The sequence below is a fragment of the Brachybacterium sp. Marseille-Q7125 genome (assembly GCF_023062615.1).
GTDB lineage: Bacteria > Actinomycetota > Actinomycetes > Actinomycetales > Dermabacteraceae > Brachybacterium.
In genome coordinates this window covers 1-22,686 of the sequence record NZ_JALLAL010000009.1, presented here as the reverse complement: position 1 = coordinate 22,686, position 22,686 = coordinate 1, and the positions used below count along the sequence as shown (strand labels likewise).

15 protein-coding genes are annotated in these 22,686 nt (G+C 68.7%); 3 read left to right on the top strand and 12 right to left on the bottom strand.

Going from position 1 to position 22,686, the window contains the following annotated elements:
- Positions 1-432 precede the first annotated feature (432 nt).
- The 12 genes from MU407_RS03930 to MU407_RS03875 form a co-directional block, all read right to left on the bottom strand.
- Positions 433-3,843, bottom strand: a complete 3,411-nt coding sequence (locus tag MU407_RS03930; RefSeq protein ID WP_246955508.1) for a DEAD/DEAH box helicase family protein — start codon at positions 3,841-3,843, stop codon at positions 433-435.
- 48 nt (positions 3,844-3,891) lie between these two features.
- On the bottom strand, positions 3,892-5,058 hold the full coding sequence (locus MU407_RS03925) for a restriction endonuclease subunit S (RefSeq protein WP_246955506.1): 1,167 nt from the start codon (positions 5,056-5,058) through the stop codon (positions 3,892-3,894).
- Entirely contained in the window at positions 5,055-6,524 is a 1,470-nt protein-coding gene (locus tag MU407_RS03920; RefSeq protein ID WP_246955504.1) for a class I SAM-dependent DNA methyltransferase, read from the bottom strand. Before MU407_RS03920 ends, MU407_RS03925 begins: the two co-directional genes overlap by 4 nt.
- 93 nt (positions 6,525-6,617) lie before the next feature.
- Complete coding sequence (locus MU407_RS03915; protein ID WP_246955502.1) at positions 6,618-7,751, bottom strand: hypothetical protein; 1,134 nt, start codon at positions 7,749-7,751, stop codon at positions 6,618-6,620.
- On the bottom strand, positions 7,748-8,833 hold the full coding sequence (mnmA, locus tag MU407_RS03910) for a tRNA 2-thiouridine(34) synthase MnmA (protein ID WP_246955500.1): 1,086 nt from the start codon (positions 8,831-8,833) through the stop codon (positions 7,748-7,750). Before mnmA ends, MU407_RS03915 begins: the two co-directional genes overlap by 4 nt.
- Before the next feature lie 180 nt (positions 8,834-9,013).
- Positions 9,014-10,249 (bottom strand): cysteine desulfurase family protein, encoded by a 1,236-nt coding sequence (locus tag MU407_RS03905; RefSeq protein ID WP_246955498.1) that lies wholly within the window; start codon positions 10,247-10,249, stop codon positions 9,014-9,016.
- Complete coding sequence (locus MU407_RS03900) at positions 10,243-11,247, bottom strand: hypothetical protein (protein ID WP_246955496.1); 1,005 nt, start codon at positions 11,245-11,247, stop codon at positions 10,243-10,245. Before MU407_RS03900 ends, MU407_RS03905 begins: the two co-directional genes overlap by 7 nt.
- Positions 11,244-12,239, bottom strand: a complete 996-nt coding sequence (locus MU407_RS03895) for a VWA domain-containing protein (protein WP_246955494.1) — start codon at positions 12,237-12,239, stop codon at positions 11,244-11,246. The genes MU407_RS03900 and MU407_RS03895 overlap by 4 nt, the downstream gene beginning before the upstream one ends.
- Positions 12,236-13,261: a VWA domain-containing protein gene (locus tag MU407_RS03890; protein ID WP_102235189.1), complete on the bottom strand. Its 1,026-nt coding sequence runs from the start codon at positions 13,259-13,261 to the stop codon at positions 12,236-12,238. Before MU407_RS03890 ends, MU407_RS03895 begins: the two co-directional genes overlap by 4 nt.
- Complete coding sequence (locus MU407_RS03885; protein ID WP_233190606.1) at positions 13,252-13,821, bottom strand: hypothetical protein; 570 nt, start codon at positions 13,819-13,821, stop codon at positions 13,252-13,254. The genes MU407_RS03890 and MU407_RS03885 overlap by 10 nt, the downstream gene beginning before the upstream one ends.
- Complete coding sequence (locus MU407_RS03880; protein ID WP_246955491.1) at positions 13,808-14,704, bottom strand: DUF58 domain-containing protein; 897 nt, start codon at positions 14,702-14,704, stop codon at positions 13,808-13,810. The genes MU407_RS03885 and MU407_RS03880 overlap by 14 nt, the downstream gene beginning before the upstream one ends.
- A gap of 21 nt (positions 14,705-14,725) precedes the next feature.
- Positions 14,726-15,856, bottom strand: coding sequence for a MoxR family ATPase (locus tag MU407_RS03875; protein WP_246955489.1), 1,131 nt, complete (start codon positions 15,854-15,856; stop codon positions 14,726-14,728).
- A 195-nt stretch (positions 15,857-16,051) separates the two neighbouring features.
- Here MU407_RS03875 and glgX point away from each other — a divergent pair, with 195 nt between their 5' ends.
- The 3 genes from glgX to glgB form a co-directional block, all read left to right on the top strand.
- Entirely contained in the window at positions 16,052-18,277 is a 2,226-nt protein-coding gene (glgX, locus tag MU407_RS03870) for a glycogen debranching protein GlgX (RefSeq protein WP_246955487.1), read from the top strand.
- An 89-nt stretch (positions 18,278-18,366) separates the two neighbouring features.
- The gene (locus MU407_RS03865; RefSeq protein WP_246955485.1) at positions 18,367-20,394 is read left to right on the top strand and encodes an alpha-1,4-glucan--maltose-1-phosphate maltosyltransferase; all 2,028 of its coding nucleotides are present in this window, start codon (positions 18,367-18,369) and stop codon (positions 20,392-20,394) included.
- A gap of 94 nt (positions 20,395-20,488) precedes the next feature.
- Positions 20,489-22,686: 1,4-alpha-glucan branching protein GlgB (gene glgB / locus MU407_RS03860; RefSeq protein ID WP_246955563.1), on the top strand; the 2,198-nt coding region annotated here is incomplete at its 3' end.

Genomic DNA, 22,686 nt, shown 5'->3' with positions numbered 1-22,686 from the left:
CATTGTCGCGCATGGGGGTGACGACGGTGGGGCGGCGGAGTTGTCCGGGAGGGCTCGTCGGCGGGACCGAAGGAATTCGACCTCTCAGTGGCACGGCGCGTGCATATTGCACGGCACGTGCCGCTGAGAGGTCGTTTCCCTACGCTTCATCGTGAGCCTGAGCTCGATCGTGCTCGCGAAATGTCCCCGACATCCCGAAGGCCCCTCCGCGGCAATGGCCGGAGCGGCCTTCGAGCACCCGTTGCGGGCGAAGCTGAGGCGGCACCAAGGATCTGCCGACTCATCACATCCCGCATAGTCCCCTCGGTCCCCTGGGTGCACCCACGTCCGTGAGCTCCAGGCAGTTGCCGCAGAATGCGCGTACTGCAGTCAGACCATGTCATCCAGGGACCGGCGCAATACGAGCTCGCTCGATTCCTCACAAGCTCCCCGTCACGCCCCGATGCTGGCACCGGCGTCACCGTCGCTGTCGGGGCCGACGATCGCGGTGCGGCGCACGCCGGCCAGGCAGTCACGCAGGGAGATGACCTGTGCATCCTCGAACAGTCCGAACGGGCCGTCGCGGGAGTCATCGGTGTAGGGGGATTCGAACAGGCGCCCGGCGTCCATCACGCCGTTGGCGGTGAGCTCGGTGATGACGTTGTCGATGAAGCGGTGCTGCGCGGCGGTCAGGGAGTCGCCCACGAAGATGTCCACCAGCAGACCCTGGGCGGCGCTGCGGTCAAGGCCCACCAGCTGGCGCAGGAACAGGCCCAGGTGGCCTTCGGCGGAGTCCTTGGCGTGGTCGAGGATCTGGTCATCGGCGCCGTGGCTGCGCAGGATGTCCTCGAGCGATTCGAGGTCCTGCTCGGTGAGCTGGCGGCCGTGGCGGAGCTTGGCCACCGCGATCTGGTTCTCGTCGCGCCGCAGCGGCTCAGTGACCTTCGCCCAGAAGCGTTCTTCATCCACGCCGGGGGCGGCGGCCTTGACGTCGATGTGCTCGATCTCGGTGAGGGTGTCGGCGAAGTCGGTGTAGACGCGGGAGCGGCGTTGGTGTTCGACGAACTGGATGAGCCCGCGCATCTGCCTGCGGGCGTGCTCGAGCATCCCGAGGGTGACGTCTTGCCACCAGTCTTCGCTCGAGATGGCCTCCAGCAGTTCCCGCTGCGCGCGCACGGAGGGGATGGATTCCTTGCCGAGCAGGTTCTCGGCGAGGGACTGCACGGTGGTGCGGATGCGTTCGCCGGTGCCGATGTCTCCGGTGAGCTGGGCGAGTTGGCGGCGGACGATCAGCAGGTCGAAGCGTTTGGCGTCGATGTCCTCCCCCGGCGTGCCGGTGATGAGCCCCGCGAGCGGCCGCACTCGCTCGGCCTTCTCCACGGTGAGCTGCTCAAAGGCCCCCTCGGTTTGGAATTCCTCGAGGGCCCGACGGTGGGGGCGCACGAGCACGTTGTCCAGGGTGAGGCGGCCGATGGCCTGCTCGAGCTGCTCGGCGGCGCTGGCGCGCACGGTGCGGGCGTCCTCGGTGCTGACGCCGGTGGCTCCGGCGTCGAGGACCACGATAAGGTCCAGGCGGTCTTCGAACAGGCGCTGGGTGAGGGAGCGCTGGGTGGAGCCAGGGCTCTCGGGCAGATCCTGGTTGAAGTATTCGAGGTTCTGGCAGAAGTCGAAGACCAGGAAGTCCTCTTTGTCCTTCCCGGGGCCGTAGAGATCCGGGCACAGACGGGTGCCGCGGCCAATCATCTGCCAGAACTTGGTCTTGGAGCGCAGCATCTTGAAGAACACGAGGTTGACCACCTCGGGCACGTCGATGCCGGTGTCCAGCATGTCCACGCTGATGGCGATGTGCGGGGCCTTACCCGGGATCTTGAAGTCCTCGATCATCTCATCCGGGTAGCGGCTGGCGTGGGTGATGACCTGGGCGAAGCGTCCGCCCAGCTCGGGCCACTGGGCGTTGAAGCGTTCGAGGATGAAGTCGGCGTGGGCCTGGTTCTTGGCAAAGATGATGGTTTTGCCCAGGTGTTCCCCGTCGGCCACTGTGCGGCCCTGGTCCATGAGGGTGGCGAGCACTTGGTCCACGGTGTCGGCGTTGAACAGGAAGCGGTTGATCTCCTCGCTGGAGACCTCCTCGGGGGTATCGCCCTCGCCCCAGTCCAGGGCGTCCCAGGTTTCCTGGTCCTGCTCGGACAGGTCGTCGTAGCGGATGCCTTCGCGCAGGAACTGGGTGCCGACGGAGACGCCGCGGGGTGGGACGAGCCAGCCGTCGCGCACGGCTTCGTCAAGGCTGTAGGCGTCGGTGGGCACGCCGGGTTCGAGCTCGAACAGCCGGTACGTGTTGCGGTCCACCTCGTCCTTGGGGGTGGCGGTCAGTCCCACCAGCAGCGCGTCGAAGTGTTCGAAGATCTCGCCGTACTTGGCGTAGACGGAGCGGTGGGCCTCATCGATGATCACCAGGTCGAAGTAGCCGGGGTCGAAACGGGCGCCTTCGGGAGCGGACTGCTGGATGAGGTTCATCATCGTGGGGTAGGTGGAGGCGTAGATGCGGCCTTCCCCGTGCCGGGATGTCAGCAGGTTCACGGTGGTGCCCTCGAAGCCGAGGGCGACGAAGGCGTCCGCGGCCTGTTTCACGAGGCTCTGCCGGTCGGCGAGGAACAGGGCGCGTTTGACCCAGCCGGCGCGGCTGAGCTGGTCCACGAGCGCGATGGCGGTGCGGGTTTTGCCGGTGCCGGTGGCCATGACCAGCAGGGCGGCGCGGCGCTTGTTCTCGAGTGCTTCGCCGATCGCGGCGATGGCGCGCAGCTGGTAGGGCCGCCCGGCGATGTCCCGGTTCACGGGAACCTGGGCGAGGGGGACGCGGGTGGTGCGCCGACGGATGAGGGTCTCGAGCTGATCGCGGGTATAGAAGCCGCGAACGGGGCGGGGCGGGTAGCCGGCGGCGTCATCCCACAGGTAATGCTCCACGCCGTTGGTGCAGAAGATGACAGGCCGACGGCCGAACTGGGCCTGCAGGGCATCGGCGTACCGGGAGGCCTGGTCCAGGCCCACCTGGACGCTGAGGGTGGTCTTCTTCGCTTCGACGACGGCAAGGGGTTTGCCATCCGCGCCCCACAGCACGTAATCCACATAACCCTGGCCAGTGGGGGTGGGCATACCGGTCACGGGGTATTCGCGGTCCCGCGGGCTATCGAGCGGCCATCCGGCTTCGTGCAGCAGCTGGTCGATGAACAGGTCGCGGGTCTGGTTCTCGGTGTAGTCGCGGGGGTCGGCGGCGAGCTGCTGCTTGGCGGCGGCCAGTTCTGCGCGGGCCTGCTCGAGCTGCTGTTCGAGCTCGGCCTGCTGCTGCTCGGAGGCGGCCCGGGCTGCGGCGGCCTCGGCGTCTTTCTGTTCGAGCAGGGTGTTCAGCTGGATGAGTTCATCGCGGGTGAGCGGCGCGGCCTGCGGGGCGAGGGCAGGGTCGAAGGTGGCGCGCATGTCCAGGGTGGGGCCGGCGCCGGAGTAGCGGTAGGCGGCCCACAGCAGGACGTGATGGAGCTCGGTGAGCACGAACTGGGCGACCCGCGGGTCCGTCTCCTTCAGCTGGTGGACGGCGTCGTTGCCGCGCTGCCGGATGACGGTCATCTTGCGGATGATCTGCGGGTTCGCCGCCTGATGGAAGGCGTCGGCGTCGATGCGGGCGGCGAGGTCACTGCGATAGGGCTCCGGCAGCTTGCACAGCCGGTAGATGCCGTCGACGACGAGCTCGACGGTGCGCCGAGCGTAGAAGCAGGCCGAACGCGGATCCGTGTGCAGGTAAGACTCGGCGCGCGCGGCGTCCTTATAGATGAGTGGCCACACCGGCTCCAGGAACGCGAAGTTGCCGCTCATGCCGGTCGCCTCTTCCTGCTCGTCATCGCCCTCGACCCGCCCAGGATGTCAGAGCTCGCCCCGGAAGGCACGGGACTGGAGGGAGGCGAAGAGTTCCGACATCGCCGACGATCTCGCCCGATACAGCTCACCGACCGATGAGACCTGCCGGATCCACCCGGAAAACTTCTCCTGCAGATGCACCGGTGGGACCGGGACAGGGAGTGCTCGTAGCTGCGTCATGTTGATGGATGCGATGCCCGTGGTCTGCTTGGCGCAGCGCAGAAAGTAACTCTTTGCGGCGCCACCCATGACGTAGTAGGCGAGGTACACGGGAAGAACCTTCTCGCGGTCAGCTCGGACCCGAAAGATGTGATTCTGGTGCAGACATTCCTCGAGTTCGCCGGACCACAGGTATCCACGCCCGAGCTTGTCTGGGTCCCCGCCTTCTGTCAGCAGGAGATCTCCGGCCTCCAGGCGGTACCGCTCGATCTCCTTCTCCGTCGCCGCGATCGTCTTCACCACGCAGAGGTCTAACTCGCCATCCTGAACGTTCGCGACAGCGAGGTACGGCACCTCGCGAACGCTCTGATCAGTCTTACGCCCCTTCGTGATGCCGGATGACACCTGCGCGATATCCGCAAGCGTCCGCGTTTCAGCCTGATCTCGATGAGCGTCCAGCTCCTGGGAGAGCTTCGCCAATACGAGGCCACGTCGATACGCAGAGGATTCCTTTGCGCGGTTCGCCAGCGTGGAGGCCTTATCGAGAACCGCCGCAATCCGCCGCTGCTCATCAAGGGGCGGCAGGGGGAACTTTACCTTCGCTAGCTCGCCGGGGCTAATTCTGGGCAGGTTCACTCCGGTGGCTCTCGCAGCCACTTGGTCCACAACTCGCTGCCAGCTCAGATAGTGAAACAGATACCCTGCATCTAGGCGCTCATCATTCACCTGTAGCGGGAGAATGTCGGTACTGCACACCCCTCCGACATAAACTCGGGCGATCTTCGCGAGATTCGGGCGCAATTTACCGTAGAGGATCTGGCCCGGATTGAAACGGAACTTGGTGCTCTTGACCTGAGCGCCGCCCACCGTTGCATCTGCAAGGATTCGGCCGCCCCGCTCGATGTGCTCCAGCCCGATGTAGCGCTCCTCGGGCTGCATGGCTTCTGGCTTCACCGTCGTACGGACGACGGTCGCCACCTCCCCCAGCGCCACCTCCGTCCAGCCGGGCTTCATCGCAGCATCTCCTTCAGCTCTGCCAACCCCGCGCGGATCTCCTCGTCCAGCTGTTCGATGTCGGCGATGATCTCCAGGGGGTCGCGGTGCTCGAACTCCTCGACCTCGATCTCCTTGTAGCGGTTCAGGGACAGGTCATAGCCGCTGTCCACAATCTCCTGCTTGGGAACCAGGAAGGACTTCTCGGTGCGGGCCCGCTCGGCCTCCCCCTCTCGGTCCCGCCAGCGCTCCAGCACCTCAGGCAGGTCATTCGCCTCCACGGGGTTGCGCTTGTCATCCAGCGAGAACCCATCGGCCTGGACGTCGTAGAACCACACATCCTTCGTGCCACCGCTGCCGGTCTTGGTGAAGAACAGGATCGCGGTGGACACCCCCGCGTACGGCTTGAACACCCCCGAGGGCAGCTTCACCACAGCCTCCAGCAGGTGGTCCTCCACCAGCAGGCGGCGAATTTCCTTGTGCGCCTTCGTCGAGCCGAACAGCACCCCGTCGGGCACGATCACCGCCGCGCGTCCACCGGGCTTCAGCAGCCGCAGGAACAGCGCCATGAACAGAAGCTCAGTCTTCTTCGTCTTCACCACGCGCTGCAGGTCCACGGCCGTGGAGTCATAGTCCAGCGACCCCGTGAACGGTGGATTCGCAAGGATCAGGGTGTACTTCTCCGAATCCCCCGCCGCGCCCTCGGACAGCGAATCGCGGTAGCGGATGTCCGGGGCCTCCACGCCGTGCAGCAGCATGTTCATCGAGCCGATGCGCAGCATCGTGGAATCGAAGTCGTAGCCGTGGAACATGCTGTGGTGGAAGTGCTCGCGCAGCTTCCGGTCCACGAGCGACTCCGGATGCTGCTCGCGCAGATGCTCCGCGGCCGCCACCAGGAAGCCCGCGGTGCCGCAGGCCGGGTCGCAGATCTCGTCGGCCGGGGTGGGTGCCGTCATCTCCACCATGAGCTTGATGATGTGCCGGGGCGTGCGGAACTGGCCGTTCACCCCGGAAGAGGAGAGCTTGGAGAGCAGGTACTCATACAGGTCCCCGCTGGTGTCCCGGTCATCCAGCGGCAGCTGGTCGATGAGGTCCACCACGGTGGCGAGCAGACCAGCGCTCGGGATCGTGAAACGCGCACCGCGCATGTGCACCGAATAGGTGGACTCCTCGCCGCCCACCTGCTGGCCGTACTCGCGCAGGAACGGGAACACTGCGGTGGAGACCACGTGGTACATGCTCTCCGGGGCCAGCTCCTTGAAGCGGGACCAGCGCAGATCCTCCTGCTCCGGAGCAAACTTCGGGTCCTGGATCGGCTGCCCGGTGAACGCCGCCCGCTTCTCCTGCGAGGTGTGCAGATCATCCAGCCGCCGCAGGAACAGCAGGTAGGTCATCTGCTCGATGACCTCCAGCGGATTGGAGATCCCACCGGTCCAGAACGCGTTCCAGACCCGGTCCACCTTGCTTCTCAGTTCACCCGTGATCACCCGATGATCCTACCGAGCCCGCCGGACATTCGAGCCCGCATCGACCCCGCTCAGCTTTCATGCGACTCCGCTGCGCGCCTGCTCAGCGCGCCCTCACGGCACCAGGCGCTCGGCCCACTGGGGGGCGATGCGCAGCATGTCCGTGATCGCGGGCTCATCCAGCAGCGACGATGCGTCCGGCTGCAGAGCGGGGTCGCGCTTGCCCTGGTCGACTTCGTGGGCGATCCCGGTGTGGGCGATGACCGCCACGCCCGCGGCGTCGGCGTCGGTGTGGCCCAGGCGCCGCCAGGTGTCCAGCATGCGCTCGAGCTCCGGGCCCAGCATTCCACCGGGCCGCGGGTCCACGATCAGCTCGAGTACCGCCCCGCGGTCTACCTCCTCCGCAACGGCCTCCCACAGGGTGCGGCCCGCCGGGGTGGACAGGTCCGGCATGCGCCGCGGGCCCATCGCCAGGCGCCGCACCCCGGCATCGCGGGCAGCGCGCAGCAGCTCGATATTCGCGCCGATGCCCAGCGTGATCTCATCGGCGCTGAGCCCGAAGTCCTCGAGCGAGACCACCAGGCGGCGCCACAGTCGGCCGATCACATCCGCGGGCACCGGGTCGTAGCGGCGCCGGCCCGAGGGTGTGGGAATGCGGCCCTCATGCACCGCGGCCACGGCGTCCTCGCGCAGCAGCACATGCTGTTTCGCGCCCGGCACGTGGTCGCGCACCCGCTCCAGGTGCTCCACCAGACCTTCTGCGAGCAGGATCGGCAGGTCACGCACCGCTCCCGGATCCCCCAGGGTCCGCTCCCCGGACTGCAGGAACGTCGAGGCCGTGAGCGTGGCCGGGCCCAGGGCCGTGGTCATGAGCGGTCCTTCATAGCCGTGCAGCGCGATGCGCGCCGCCCCGAGCATCCGCTCCCACTGCTCATGAGCGCGCCGCCACGCCTGACCCGCCCCGGTGCCGAGCCGCCACCCGTAGCTCGCCAGGTCCCCGGTCGTGTCTCCCAGCATGGCGAGGGTCGCGGGCAGCACGTGGTCGGTCGGATCCTGGCCGAGCGCCGAGGGCAGATACAGCCGGGTCGCAATCTGGGAGTCCAGGTCATCGCCCAGCAGGGCGCGCAGGCGCAGCAGCGCCGCGAGGTACGGGTCATCCGGCAGGTTCAGTCGGGCGCGCTGCGCGGGGTCCGGCACGCGGAAGGTGCCATCGCCCGTGAGGGTGACCAGGGTGGTGTCGGGGCTCATGCGCGGCGCTCCAACGTCGCAGAGGCGAGGACGCGGTCCCCGTCGTACAGCACGAGGGTCTGGCCCGGCGCGACCCCGCGCAGCGGAACATCCAGCTGCACCCGCAGCAGCTCCTCGCCGTCCGGAATCGCGGTGACGATGCCGGGAACCGCCTCGCCATGGGCCCGGATCTGGGCGTGCACCCGCCTGCCGGGTTCGATCGGCTCGAAGCTGACAAGATCAGTAGCCACCAGCTCGCGGGTGGACAGCAGCGCCGCCGCCCCGATCACAACCTGCCGGGTCCCCGGATCGATGTCCACCACATAGCGGGGAGCGCCATCGGGGGCAGGGCGCTCGATGCCGAGCCCGCGCCGCTGGCCGATGGTGAAGCCGTGAGTGCCGCGGTGGGTGCCGAGCACCTGCCCGTCGGCATCCACCACCTCACCGGGGGCCTCCCCCAGGTGACGCTCGAGGAAGCCCCGAGTGTCACCATCGGCGATAAAGCAGATGTCGTAGCTGTCCGGCTTGGTGGAGACGCCGAGCTTGCGCTCACGGGCCTCCGCACGCACCGCATCCTTGCTCTCCATGTCCCCGAGCGGGAACAGAGAGCGGGCGGCCGCCTCCGGGCCCATCACCGCGAGCACATAGGACTGATCCTTGGCGAGATAGCGCGAACGGTGCAGGGAGATCGCCCCGTCCGGTCCCTCGGTGCGCAGGGAAGCGTAGTGCCCGGTGCACACCGCATCGAAGCCCAGCACCGTGGCGCGCTCCAGCAGGGAAGCGAACTTGATGCGCTCATTGCAGCGCACGCAGGGGTTCGGGGTGCGCCCGGCGGCGTACTCGGACAGGAAGTCCTCGACCACCAGGTCGTGGAAGTCCCCGGCCAGGTCCCACACGTAAAAGGGGATGCCGATGCGCTCCGCGGCGCGTCGCGCGTCCTGCGCATCCTCCACAGTGCAGCAGCCGCGCGAGCCTGTGCGGCGCTGATCGCTGCTGGCCGACAGGGCCATGTGCACGCCCACCACGTCATGGCCGGCCTCGACGGCGCGAGCCGCAGCGACCGCGGAATCCACCCCGCCGCTCATCGCTGCCAGCACCTTCACGTCAAGCCTCTCCACAGGTCTGCGCCCGGGACCGCCCCGGGATCTCCAACCAGCCAGTCTACGGATCACCGGCGCGCCGGTCTCGTCGGGCGCGCGTGATCCTCACCGACTGGACGTGAGGCTCATCAAGTCCCGACCGGCTCACGCCCCGCCCGGCACAGTCAGTGCTGCGGGCCCCGGTCAGTGCGGCAGGGACAGAGCGCCCACGGCACGGGCACGCTCCACGGCGTCCGGCAGAGCTGCCAGCAGCATCTGGACGTCCTCACGCGTGCTGGTCCAGCCCAGCGACAGGCGCAGCGCGCCCCGAGCATCGGCGTCACTGATCCCCATCGCCGCCAGCACCGAGCTCGCCCGATGCACCCCGGCCGAGCAGGCCGATCCCGCCGAGCAGTCCACGCCGCGCTCATCGAGCAGGAACAGCAGCGCATCGGAATCCGCACCCGGCAGCACCACATGCACGATGTGCTCGGCGCGCATCGCCCCCTCCGGCAGGGTGAAGCGGGCATCGGGCACGATCCGGGCGATGCCCTCGCGCAGCTCCGCGGCGAGCTGCGCGGTCTGCTCACGTTTGCGCTCAGCCTCGGTCAGGGTCTCCCGCAGCGCAGCGGCAAACGCCGCGGCGTGGAGCAGATCCAGCGTGCCCGAGCGGACACCGCGCTGCTGTCCGCCGCCCGTGGAGGTCGCCGCGAAGGGAACATCGGGATCCGCGACCAGCACTCCCACCCCGACCGGGGCACCGATCTTGTGGCCCGACAGGGACATCAGATCGACCGTGCCGGGCGCGGGCAGCGGCACATTCCCCACCGCCTGCACCGCATCGGTGTGCAGCAACGTGCCGTGCTCACGCGCCATCGCCGACAGCCCCGCGATGTCCTGCACCGCCCCGGTCTCGTTGTTCACGAGCGCCGCGCTGAGCACGCTCACGGCGCGATCCGCGAGCGCCTCGCGCACCCCATCCTTGATCAGCGCCCCGCGCGCGTCGACGGCGAGCTCTCGCACCTGGATCGGTGCGGACCCGGGTGCCGCTGTTGCTCCGGGAGCCAGGGAGCGGGCGGTCGCGAGCACCGCGGGATGGTCCGTCGCCGCGACGGCGACGGCGCCGCGGGAGGGATCGGCCGCCGCCACGCCGAGGGGCACCGCGCGCAGCGCCAGGTTGTCGGCCTCGGTACCGCCGCTGGTCATGATCAGCCAGCTGCGCGGCACCCCCAGCAGCGCCGCGATCTCCTCCAGCGCATCATCGAGCACCGCGCGGGCACGCCGTCCCGATGTGTGGACCGACGACGGGTTTCCTGCCACGGCGCTCGCCTCAAGAAGGGCCTGGCGGGCGGCTGGGCGCAGCACCGTGGTGGCCGCATGATCAAGATAGGCGCGGCGCGGGGCGTCGGCCGTCCTGGTGTCGTGCGGGGCGGTCACCATGGCTTGTCCGGATTCGTGTTCGAGCCGCCGGTGTCCTCACCGTCGTCGCCGTTCTGGGCATCGCGGTTGCGCTGCTCCAGCTCATCGTCCTTGCTCTTCTGCTCGGAGTCCCCCTCATCGGGGGCTTCCTCCTGCGGACCCTCGCCCTCGTCGTCCTCGCGACGGGGATCGCCCGGATCCTTCTGCTGCGGATCCTCCCCCGGGTCCTCGCCCTCCTGCTTGTCCTGCTCGGTGCCACGGGCATCAGGGTCGTTGCCGGCCTCCTCATCAGCTTCGCGGCGCTTCTCGCGGACCCGCTCGCCGTTGTCCTCCGTGGTCTCGGAGTCCTCGTTGCCCTGGCCCTCCTGCGGCTCGCCCTCGCCGCCGCCTTCGCCGCCTTCGCCGCCCTCGCCGTCGCCGCCACCGCCGCCTCCGGCGCAGGGGGCGATGATCTCCTCGGCCTCATAGAGCCGGTCGGCGCGCTCGGCCGCATCGTCGATCTGCTCCGCCTGGCGCTCGATCGAGATCGCCAGGTTGTTGCGGATCTTGCACTCGGCGTGCAGCGGGGCATTGAGATCTTCGTGCGCGTCCCATTCCGCGAGCGCTGTGCGCAGCTCCTCCTCCGCGGCGGCGTCCTCCCCCTGCTGGAGCAGGGCCGTGCCCTTCGACAGGTGCGGCAGGTAGGGCTCGAAGAAGTTCAGGCGCTGCACCGGCCATAGCCGCTCGATCGCCGACGGATAGTTCTGCGAGCCGTACGCATCCAGGTGCATCGCCTGGGTGATCGGCATAGAGACGAAACGGATCGCCAGCAGCGCCAGCAGGATCAGCAGCGGAGACAGCAGCGCGAACACGATCAGCCGCACCCGACGCAGCCGGGCCGTATCCAACCCGAAGTCCCGGTCACGGCCCTTCTCCCGCTGGCGCAGGGACGGCGGGATGCTCTGCCCCGCGGGCTGTCCGGCCGTGCCCGGCGGCGTGGCCTGCGGGGACTGAGGGTGGGGTGCCACAGAGGTGCTCATCGGTTCGCTCCCGCAATGTCGTAGCGGTCCAGTCGGCGCGGCAGGCGGTAGGTCATCTCCCCGAGCTCCCAGATCAGCAGGGCTGTCAAGGGGATCGACGCCACCCAGTACCAGTCATCGAAGCTCGTGGCGGACGCGTCAGTGTCCATCGGGATGGGCCGCAGCGTCACGTCCTCCATCGTGCCCTCGATCGGCTCTTCGGGATCGGTGCGGTGCAGATACGGCACCCCCATCTGCCCGGCGATCGTCTGCAGCTGCTCCTCATCGATCGTGGAGATGCCCTGCTGGCCATCGGAGGTGGTGATGTACTTCCCGTCCTCCGGGCCGCCCTGGGCCTTCATCGGGCCGCCCTCAGCGGTGCCGTACCCGAGGACCCCGCCGCCGTCCACGAATCCGGCGAGTTCGGAGAACGCCTCCGCCTCACGGCCGTCGGTGTTCTCCCCGTCGGAGAGGAAGTAGACGAGCACGGAGGAGTCCGGGTCGTCATTGCGCGCCTCGGAGATCTCCGTCATGAGCGTGCGCAGGGGACGATCCACGTTCGATCCCTGCGAATAGGCGGTGGGTTCTGTGGCCAGCGTTTCCACCCACGCGCGGGCGGCGCCCGCATCGGTGCTCAGCGGCAGCTGCTGGGTGGCGGTGGAGTCGAAGCCGATGATCGCGTAGCGCGCCCCTTCGGTCATCTCCATGATCCGCAGCATGTCCGCCTTCACGCCCTCCAGCCGCGGCTGGGCATCGGCGTAGTCCTCGGCGTTCATCGAGCCGGTGCGGTCCACCACGAAGAACACGTTCGCATTCATGCGCTGGACCTGCTCGCCATCCAGGGGCGTCACCGGGCGGATCGCCACGGCCGCGAGCAGCAGCACCATCAGCAGGCGGCGGCCCCACGCCACGCGCTCGCGCGGACGCAGCACCAGCGGTATCACGCACGCGGTCGCCACCAGCAGGAACAGGGGGATCAGCAGCCACAGCGGCAGCAGCGGATGGATGCTCATCGGCGCGCCCCCCACCCCAGCACGATGATCGCCACCAGGCTGAGGAACGTCAGCGTGAATGCCACCCCGGGATGATCGGTGCGCAGCACCGTGGGGGTCGCACCCAGGATCTCTGCCTGCGATTTCTGGATCTGCTGGATGATCGCCGGGATCGCATCGGGATCCGAGGACTCATACAGCTCCCCGTCCTGATCCTTGGTGGCCTGCTCGAGCTCCTCGAAACAGGCCGGACCGCACTCATAGGCGCCCGGGTAGAAGGTGTACAGGTCGATGTCCCGCGAGGCGACCGCTTCTGTCGCCTCCTGCAGCGTGAAGATCGGGGAGCCGTTGACCTCGTTGTCGGTCGCGAAGATGATCGAGCGCGAACGGTCCTTCTCCGCCTGATCGAAAATCTGCGCGCACGAAGCCAGCCCGTCGGGCACGACCGATGCCTGATCGGGGATGCCGCGAGTGCCGTCCACGAAGTCCACGTACTGACGGACCTTCTCATCGGAGTAGTCCCGCATGCCCAGGCGATACCCGAATTCGTCGAAGTCGATCGCTTCCGCGCCGTTCTCGAGCTCCCGCCGCACCAGGTCGTAGTCGTTGGTCAGCGGGAACACGGTGCGGGAGGTGGAGTTGAAGATCGACAGCGCGATCCGTTCCCCCTCGAAGGTGTCCACCATCTGCGCGAAGGTGTCCAGGATCTCCGCGTCGTATTCGTACATCGAACCGGACACGTCCAGGCACAGCACGATGTCGCGGGAGGCGAACTCCGGGGTCTCGATCCGCTCGGTGGCGATGCGCCCCGAGAGCACCGAGGCGAAGATGACCGCGAGCACGGCGATCGCCACCTGCGCGACCCGCAGCACGCGCGCGAGGTTCTGGGCGCGGCGGAAGCTCGGAATGCGCTCCAGGTACTGGGAGTTGGCCACCAGCACGGGAGAGCGTCGCATCGCGCGGCGGTTCCAGAACGCGATCGCCCACACCGCGATCGCGGCCAGTAGCAGCAGAGCTGTCACCCACCAGAACGTCATGACCATGCGCGGATCACCCCTCGTGCGCGGCGTACCGACTCCTTGAGCTCCCGGTCAGAGGAGGGTGCGAAGTCCGGTTCGTACAGATCGCCAATCAGGCGCCCGACATCGTGGGTGCGCGGATCGGCCAGCAGCGTGTGCACATCCTGGCTGGTCACGTCATGTCCCGTGGTACGACGTACGAAACGGCGCATCACCCCGGTGAGCTCGTGATGCCCGGCGCGCGCCTCCAGCTCCCCCGCCTCGTGCCGGTCGGCGATGTCGTTGACGGCGCGCAGGAACTCGGCCTTGAGCGTCTCTGTCTCCGCGGGGCGCCGACGGTACGCGGCGCGCTCCTCGATCCGCCGGGTGATGCGCAGCGTGGCGAACACCAGCGCGAAGATCACCAGCAGACACAGCAGCGCCAGGATCGGCCAGGCGATCGAATACTGCGGCGGATCGATGATCGTCGGGCCCTGCGGCTGCGCAAGCAGCACCTCCCGGGCCGCAGGCAGCACCTCCCGGACCGCAGCCAACTCGGTGCGCACCGCCAGATCCCCCACCGCCATCACCTCAGTGCGGACCATGTCGGTACTCCCTCGAACGCAGCATGGCGATCATGTCATCGACCACGGTGGTCTCCCCGCGCGCGAGCACATGCGAGATATGCAGCCGCTCCAGCATCTCGGAGATCCCCTCCCCTCGGGCCCGACGATACGCCGCCACATCCTGGGCCACTCGCTTCGAGGTGCGAGCCAGCGAGCCCACCTCCCGCGGGTCATCCACATCCACCACATCCATGTCCATCGCTGTGGCCTGCAGCGGATCCCCATCGGCGATGCGGACCACCATGACGTCATGCCGCGTGGTCAGGCGTCGCAGCGCTGAGAAGTCATCCACCGTCGGATGTGCCTCATCGGTGATGATCGTCATCAGCGTGGGGCGGGCGGTCACGCGGAAGGCACGCTCCAGAAGCCAGTCGCTGCGGGCCGGGCCGGAGGCGGTGGTGGTGCCCTGCTGGATGCTGCGCAGCAGCAGCTCCCGGTGACCGTCGCTCGAGCGGGCCGGCAGCTGCACCGGATGCTGCTCGCTGCCGGCCACCAGACCCACCAGGTCGCCGTTCTTCTGGGCCAGGAAGCAGATCATCCCCGCGGCGAGGATCATCGCCTCCCGCTTCGAGGTGCCATCGGCCGCGGTCGCCGACATTCCGGCGGAGGTATCCGCCACGATCGACAGGTGCCGCACCCGCTCCTCGTTGAACTGCCGGATCAGCGGCTCGCCCGATCGTGCCGTCGCCTTCCAGTCGATATCGGAGATCTTGTCCCCGGGCTGGTAGTACTTCAGGTCATCGAAGTCCTCGCCGCTGCCCTTGAACAGCGAGCGGCCGCGGCCCTGGATCAGGCCGCGCGCCCGGTTCGAGGTGTAGAGGTCCACCCGGGCCTTGACCCGGGTCATCAGCGAGGTCGCCATGCGCTTGAGCTTCCCGGTCGATCAGGGCATCGGCACGGCGTGGAACACCGCGTCGATGATCTGCTCGGGCTTGATACCGCTGGCCAGCGCATCGAAGGTGAGCACCAGACGGTGGCGCAGCACCCCGTGGCGCATCGCGCGCACATCATCCGGGGTGACGTAGTCGCGACCGTGCAGCAGGGCGTGCGCCTGCCCCACCCGCATCAGCGCGAGAGAGCCGCGGGGGCTCGCCCCCACGCGCACGGACTGCGTCAGATTCGCCACCGGGTTGGGGCCGGAGCCGCGGGTGGTGAAGACGACGTCGATGATGTAGCGCTTGACCACCGGGTCCACGTACACCTGATCCACCATGGCCTGCAGGAACCGCACATCCTCGAGGGTCACCGTGCCGGAGGGCTCGCGCGGACCGGTGAGGCTGCCGGCGGTGGAGCGATCCAGGATCTCGTGCTCCTCCGCGGGCCGCGGATAGGTGAGGATCTCCTTCATGAGGAAGCGGTCCATCTGAGCCTCGGGCAGCACGTAGGTGCCCTCTTCCTCGATGGGGTTCTGGGTGGCCAGCACCATGAACGGCTCGGGCAGCTTGTACACCTCGCCACCGATCGAGGTCTGCTTCTCCTGCATCGCCTCGAGCATCGCGGACTGCGTCTTCGCGCTCGAACGGTTGATCTCATCGAGCAGCACCACATTGGCGTGCACGGGACCTAGCTGGGTGGTGAAGGTGCCCGAGCCGTAGTTGAAGATCTGGGTGCCGATGATGTCATTGGGCATCAGGTCCGGGGTGCACTGGATGCGCGCGAAGGAGCCCGTGATCGCGGAGGCCAGGGCGCTCGCGGCCGTGGTCTTGGCCAGGCCCGGCACGGACTCCAGCAGCACGTGGCCGCCCGCGGCGAGCGCCGCCAGCAGCGTCAGGCGCAGGTTCTCCTGGCCCACCACGCGGGACTGGAACACCCCGGTGATGGTGCGGACGATCTGCGTGCTGCGCTCCATGTCCTGCTCGGAGATCGCCCGCTGGGCCGGGGTGAAGCTCGTCCCCCGGCGCGGGGATCCGCCCTGCGGCGCGCGGCCGCCTCCGGGGCCCTGCGGGGCGGGCCCGCTGGGCGGGGACTGCGGGCCTCGGCTGCTGCCCTGCTGCGGGCTGGCTGGAATGCTCATGCGCTGCGACTCCCCCGTCTGGCTGTCTACTGCTGTGGTCCCCGGGCCGCGGCTCGGCACGAGCCGGGTGCGTCGGCGGCCATCCGAACATGACCGCCGTGCCGATCCTACGGCAGGAGTGACGATAGCCCCATCGGGCGCACCCGCGAGCGCGTTTATCGCTACTGAGCAGTCAGAAGGTGCGAGGATATCGCGGTGCAGCCAGACCGATTCGACCGTGCGACACCCCCTCTCGCCCCCACCTGCCCGGGCCTGTCCGTGGACGCCCAGGGCCGCGGCACCTTCGCCGTCGCCGCTCCCCGTGCCGAGGCGGTGGACCTCGTGATCCGTGAAGGCGGTGCCGAGCGCACCCAGCGTCTGCGGCACTTCGACGGCGGTCTGCGCTGGGATGAGGTGACCGGCATGACGCCCGGTACCCGCTACGGACTGCGAGTCTCCGGCCCCTGGGATCCCGCCTCGGGGCTGTGGTGCAACCCCGCCAAGCTGCTGCAGGACCCCTGGGGCCGCGGCATCTCCCATTGCTCATCGCTGCTGAGCTCCTTTTTCCCCTTCGAGGTGGATGCGATGCTGCGCCCGATCGAGCAGCACCCGACCCCGTCGGATCATGACAACGGGCATGAGGCCGTGTGGTCCGAGGTGGTCAGCGACCGCTTTGACTGGCAGGACGATCTGCGGCCGATGGTGGACTGGGATTCCACCGTCCTGTACGAGCTGCACGTCAAGGGCTTCACGCAGCTGTTCCCGGATCTGCCGCCCGAGCTGCGCGGCACCTACGCCGGGCTCGCCCACCCGTCGGTCACCTCCTATCTGCGCTCTCTCGGGGTGACGACCCTGGAGCTGCTACCCATCCACGCGGCGATGGATGAACCGCACCTGACGCGCCTGGGGCTGAGCAACTACTGGGGCTACTCCACGATGGGCTTCTTCGCCCCCGAACCGTCACTGGCCACCACGGCGGCACAGCGCCGCGGGGCGCAAGCGGTGCTCGACGAGGTCAAGACGATGGTGCGCGACCTGCACGCCGCTGGCTTCGAGGTGGTGCTGGATGTGGTGTACAACCACACCGCCGAAGGTGGGGCCGACGGTCCCGCGCTGTCCTTCCGCGGCCTGGACTCCCTGGAGTACTACTGGAACGACCACGGGCGGATCCTCGATGTCACCGGCACCGGCGCGACCTTCGACCCGCGCAGCGTGCACGTGATGGACCTGATCCTCGCCTCCCTGCGCTACTGGGTGCAGGAGGTCCACGTGGACGGCTTCCGCTTCGATCTCGCCGCGACGCTGGGCCGGGATGACCGGGGGTTCAGGCCCGATCATCCGCTGCTGCGCGCGATCGCCACCGACCCCGTGCTGCGGCAGGTCAAGCTGATCGCCGAACCCTGGGATGTGGGCACCGGCGGCTGGCAGACCGGCGCCTTCCCCGTCCCGTTCACCGAGTGGAACGACGCCTTCCGCGATGATGTGCGTGACTTCTGGCTGGCCGATCGCGGGCACCGGGAGCGCAGCGGCGATGACGCCGTCGGCGGGGTTCGGGATCTCGCCACACGCCTGGCCGGCTCAAGCGATCTGTTCACCCAGCATGATCCGCCGCATCTGCCCGCGGGCCGCTCTCTGCGCTCCCCCTGGGCGTCGATCAACTACGTCACCGCCCATGACGGCTTCACCCTGCGCGACCTGACCGTGTATGAGACCAAGCGCAATGAAGCCAATGGCGAGGACAACCGCGACGGCACCACGAACAACCGCTCCTTCAACCACGGCTACGAGGGCGAGCTGAGCATCGACGGGGAGCTCACGGCGGAAGCTGCCGGGCAGATCGAGCGGATGCGCCGCCGCACCGCCCGCTCGATCCTCGCCACGCTGCTGCTGGCCTCGGGCACCCCGATGCTCACCGCAGGGGATGAGCGCCTGCGCACCCAGCGCGGCAACAACAACGCCTACTGCCAGGACAACGAGATCTCCTGGGTGGACTGGACACCCAACCCCCACGCCGAAGCGGTGCAGGAGACCGTCGTGCAGCTGCTGCGGCTGCGGGCCGAGCACCCACAGCTGCGCGCCCCGCACTTCCTGCGCCCCGCCGATCCTCTGGCCCTGGATGCCGGGCAGATCGCCTGGTTCACGCAGAACGGCGAGCCGATGGATCACGCCGAGTGGATGGACACCCGGCGCCACCTGCTGGTGATGCTGCGACCCGGCGTGCACGGGCGCGAAGGCTCCGATCATCTGCTGATCATCCACTCCACCGAACCGGACCCCTGGCAGGTGCGCCTGCCCGCTGCGCCGTGGCCGCAGGGCACCGCCCGCGTGCTGCTCGATACGGCCCTGGAATCCCCTGCCGAGCTCAGCGGCGCACCCATCGCGGACCGTACCGTGACGGTGCAGCCCGGCAGCGTGGTGGTGATCGGGATCTCCGCGGACTGAGAAGGTGCCTCACAGCGGCTATCGTGAGAGACGTCACCGCGTCCGCCGTCGGCCGCACGCGGACCACGAGCGCTCAGGCAGGAGAGACGATGTCCGAGACCACCGAACGCACGCGATCCGGGGCCGGGGTGGGGCGCATCCCCATCATGGATGTCCAGCCCGTCGTGGACGCTGGCCGCTTTCCCGCCCGTTGCGTCGCCGGGGAGCGGGTCCCGGTGCGCGCCAACGCCTTCCGCGAGGGGCACGATGCGATGGGCGTGCAGCTGGTAATCACCACCCCCGACGGCGCCGAGCGTCGGCAGGCCCTGCACTGCACGAACCCGGGTCTGGACCTGTGGGAGAGCACGATCCGGCCCGAGACGGAGGGCCGCTGGTCCTTCCGCATCGAGGCCTATTCGGCGCCGTATGACACCTGGGCCCATATCGCGGACGTGAAGATCCCCGCCGGGCTCGATGAGGACCTGGTGTGCGCTGAGGGCGTGCGGGTGCTTGAGCGCATCTGCGAGCAGTCCCGCTCCGGTGAGCGCCCGGTGACCGATGGGGAGCGGGCCGCCGCCGCGATCGCGGATCTGCGCGATGGGTCGCGCCCGGCCGACGTGCGCGTCGCGCGGGCGCTCGGGGCGGATCTGCGTGGGGTGCTGGCGGAGCGCCCCCTGCGCGATGGCGTGACCGCATCCCCCACCTATGAGCTGGTGGTACAGCGGCCGCGCGCCCTGTACGGCTCGTGGTACGAGTTCTTCCCGCGCTCCGCGGGGGCCCGCTTTGACCCGGAGCGCGGCTGGACCTCCGGAACGCTGCGCAGCGCGATGGGCGAGCTGGACCGCATCGCCGACATGGGTTTCGACGTCGCCTACCTCACGCCGATCCACCCCATCGGCACCACCTTCCGCAAGGGCCGCAACAACACGCTCGAGACGCGGCCCGGGGACCCCGGGTCCCCGTATGCGATCGGCTCACCGGATGGCGGGCACGATGCGATCCACCCGGACCTCGGGACGATGGAGGACTTCGACGCCTTCGTGGCCCGCGCGCGGGAGCTGGGGCTCGAGGTGGCGATGGACATCGCCCTGCAGTGCTCTCCGGACCATCCGTGGGTGCGTGAGCATCCCGAGTGGTTCGAGGTGCGGGCCGATGGCACCATCGCCTACGCCGAGAACCCGCCCAAGAAATACCAGGACATCTACCCGCTGAGCTTCGACACCGACTACGAGGGGCTGTACGCGGCGATCCGCGACATGCTCGAGCTGTGGGTCTCCCACGGCGTGACGCTGTTCAGGGTGGACAATCCGCATACCAAGCCGGTGCGGTTCTGGGAGGAGCTGCTGGCGGAGTTCGCCGGAAAGCACCCCGAGGTGATCTTCCTGGCCGAGGCGTTCACGCGCCCGACGATGATGCACACGCTGGGCAAGGTGGGCTATCACCAGTCCTACACGTACTTCACGTGGCGCCACAGCCCCGAGGAGCTGCGCGCGTACATGGAGGAGTTGGTGGAGGCGGCGCCGTACATGCGCCCCAGCTTCTGGCCCACCACCCATGACATCCTCACCCCGTTCATGACCTCGGGGGGCCGTCGCGCCTTCGTGCTGCGTGCGATCCTCGCCGCCACCCTCGTGCCCACCTGGGGCATCTACTCCGGCTACGAGCTGGTGGAGGATGTGCCGCGGCCCGGGGCGCAGGAGCAGATCGACAATGAGAAGTACGAGTACAAGCCGCGGGACTTCGCCGGGGCGCTCGAGCGCGGCGAGAGCCTGCAGGGGCTGCTCACGGACCTGAACCGGATCCGCCGTGAGCATCCGGCTCTGCAGACCCTCACCACGATCCGCTTCCATGGGGCGGATGACCCGCAGCTGCTGGTGTACTCCAAGCACCTGGACGCCGCGGACTCCCCCACCGCCGCGACGGACTCGGTGCTGGTGGTGTCGCTGACCGCGCATGATCGCGGCAGCTCAAGCACCCTCCACCTGGATCCCGCGGCCTTCGGTGCCGGTGAGGTGTTCGACGTGGAGGACCTGCTGACCGGCGAGCGCTGGACCTGGGGCCGGGACCCCTTCGTGATCCTGGATCCCGAGCATCGCCCCGCGCACATTTTGCGGATCATCCATCCCGAGGAGGACTGACATGACCCCTACCCGTGACGACGACGTTCCGCGCATGCCGCGCACAGTCCTGCCGCCGGATGCGCCGGGGCCGGTCTCCTCGCGGCCCGAGGTGATGCCGCTGGGGCTGCATGAGCTGGGCGGCACCGCCACCGGTAGCCACCATGATCCCCATGCAGTGCTGGGGGCCCACGAGTATGACGGCGGCCTGACCGTGCGCACCCTCAAGCCCTTCGCCCGCGCCGTCGCCGTGCTGCTCGAGGACGGCACCGAGGTGCCGATGGAGCATGAGCACGACGGCATCTGGGCGACCACCCTCGAGCTGGAGCGCGTACCCGCCTATCGGCTGCGCGTGACCTGGGCTGAGGGTGAGGAGTCGGTGGATCTCGAGGAGCCCTACCGTTTCTGGCCCACCATCGGCGAGCTCGATCTGCACCTGATCCGCGAGGGCCGTCACGAGGAGCTGTGGACGGCGCTCGGGGCGCATGTGCGCACCCTGGGTGAGGGCCCGCAGGCGGTCACCGGCACCTCCTTCACGGTGTGGGCGCCCAATGCGCGCGCCGTCCAGGTGATCGGCTCCTTCAACGGCTGGGACGGCCGCGGGCACGCCATGCGCTCGCTCGGGTCCTCCGGGGTGTGGGAGCTGTTCATCCCCGGGGTCGGCGCCGGTGCCGTCTACAAGTTCCGGATTCTCGCGGCCGATGGGACCTGGCGGGAGAAGGCCGATCCGATGGCGCGTCTGGCCGAGGTGCCGCCGGCCACCGGCTCCGTGGTCACCGCCAGTGACTTCGAGTGGACCGATGACCACTGGCTCGCCGAGCGCGCCGCGAGCGAGGCGGTCTCCTCCCGCATGTCGATCTACGAGGTGCATCTGCCCAGCTGGCGGCCGGGGCTGTCCTACCTCGAGCTCGCCACGGAGCTGACCGACTATGTGCGCGAGATGGGCTTCACGCATGTGGAGTTCATGCCGCTGGCGGAGCATCCCTTCGGCGGCTCCTGGGGATACCAGGTCACCGGCTACTACGCCCCCACCTCCCGTCTGGGCTCCCCCGATGAGCTGCGGCACCTCATCAACACGCTGCATGAGGCCGGCATCGGCGTGATCATGGACTGGGTTCCCGCCCACTTCCCGAAGGACGAGTGGGCGCTGGGCCGCTTCGACGGCACCCCGTTGTACGAGCATGCGGATCCGCGGCGCGGTGAGCACCCTGACTGGGGCACATACATCTTCGACACCGGCCGCAATGAGGTGCGCAACTTCCTGGTGGCCAACGCTTGCTACTGGCTCGAGGAGTTCCATGTGGACGGGCTGCGCGTGGATGCGGTGGCCTCGATGCTGTACCTGGACTACTCGCGCGAGGAGGGCCAGTGGGTGCCCAACCGCCATGGCGGCCGCGAGGACCTCGAGAACATCGCGTTCCTGCAGGAGGCGACGGCGACCGCGTACAAGCGGGTGCCGGGCATCGTGATGATCGCCGAGGAGTCCACGTCGTTCCCCGGTGTCACGCGCCCCACCGATGTGGGGGGCCTGGGCTTCGGCTTCAAGTGGAACATGGGCTGGATGCACGACACCCTCGAGTACCTCTCCGAGGATCCGGTGCACCGCCAGTACCACCACGGCGAGCTGACGTTCTCGATGGTGTACCAGTACTCGGAGAACTTCGTGCTGCCGCTTTCGCATGATGAGGTGGTGCACGGCAAGGGCTCCCTGCTGCGCAAGGCGCCCGGTGATGACTGGCAGCAGGCGGCGACGCTGCGCTCCTACCTCGCCTTCCAGTGGACCCATCCGGGCAAGCAGCTCATCTTCATGGGCATTGAGTTCGCGCAGGGCACGGAATGGTCCGAGCAGGCGGGCCTGCCGTGGTGGCTGCTGGAGTACCCGCTGCACCGCGGGGCGCAGCAGCTGGTGCGGGACCTCAACGCGCTGCAGGCCGAGTTCCCGGCGCTGTACCAGCGCGATCAGGACCCGGCCGGTTTCGAATGGCTGATCGGGGACGATGCCGGACACAACGTGCTGGCGTTCCTGCGGCGCGATGCCGCGGGCGATCCCGTGGCGGTGGGGGGGGACTTCTCCCCCAGCGCCTGGCATGACTACCGCGTGCCGCTGCCCGAAGGCGGGAGCTGGCTCGAGGTGCTGAACTCCGACGCCCCCGTGTACGGCGGCAGCGGGGGGGGGAACCTCGGGGCCGTGCACGCCGAGCCGCTGCCGCAGCATGGGCGCGAGCACTCCGTGCGCCTGACGGTGCCGCCGCTGGGTGCCGTGGTGCTCGTGCCCGAGCGCCTGCGCCAGGGGCGCGGGGGCGCCCCCTCCGG

Excerpts from the sequence above, each read along its gene's own strand:
- MU407_RS03925 (WP_246955506.1), bottom strand. The coding sequence starts at position 5,058 with ATGAAGCCCGGCTGGACGGAGGTGGCGCTGGGGGAGGTGGCGACCGTC.
- MU407_RS03915 (WP_246955502.1), bottom strand. The coding sequence starts at position 7,751 with ATGAGCCCCGACACCACCCTGGTCACCCTCACGGGCGATGGCACCTTC.
- MU407_RS03865 (WP_246955485.1), top strand. The coding sequence starts at position 18,367 with ATGTCCGAGACCACCGAACGCACGCGATCCGGGGCCGGGGTGGGGCGC.
- MU407_RS03880 (WP_246955491.1), bottom strand. The coding sequence starts at position 14,704 with ATGGCGACCTCGCTGATGACCCGGGTCAAGGCCCGGGTGGACCTCTAC.
- MU407_RS03890 (WP_102235189.1), bottom strand. The coding sequence starts at position 13,261 with ATGGTCATGACGTTCTGGTGGGTGACAGCTCTGCTGCTACTGGCCGCG.
- MU407_RS03895 (WP_246955494.1), bottom strand. The coding sequence starts at position 12,239 with ATGAGCATCCATCCGCTGCTGCCGCTGTGGCTGCTGATCCCCCTGTTC.
- MU407_RS03885 (WP_233190606.1), bottom strand. The coding sequence starts at position 13,821 with ATGGTCCGCACTGAGGTGATGGCGGTGGGGGATCTGGCGGTGCGCACC.
- MU407_RS03930 (WP_246955508.1), bottom strand. The coding sequence starts at position 3,843 with ATGAGCGGCAACTTCGCGTTCCTGGAGCCGGTGTGGCCACTCATCTAT.
- MU407_RS03900 (WP_246955496.1), bottom strand. The coding sequence starts at position 11,247 with ATGAGCACCTCTGTGGCACCCCACCCTCAGTCCCCGCAGGCCACGCCG.
- MU407_RS03875 (WP_246955489.1), bottom strand. The coding sequence starts at position 15,856 with ATGAGCATTCCAGCCAGCCCGCAGCAGGGCAGCAGCCGAGGCCCGCAG.
- MU407_RS03905 (WP_246955498.1), bottom strand. The coding sequence starts at position 10,249 with ATGGTGACCGCCCCGCACGACACCAGGACGGCCGACGCCCCGCGCCGC.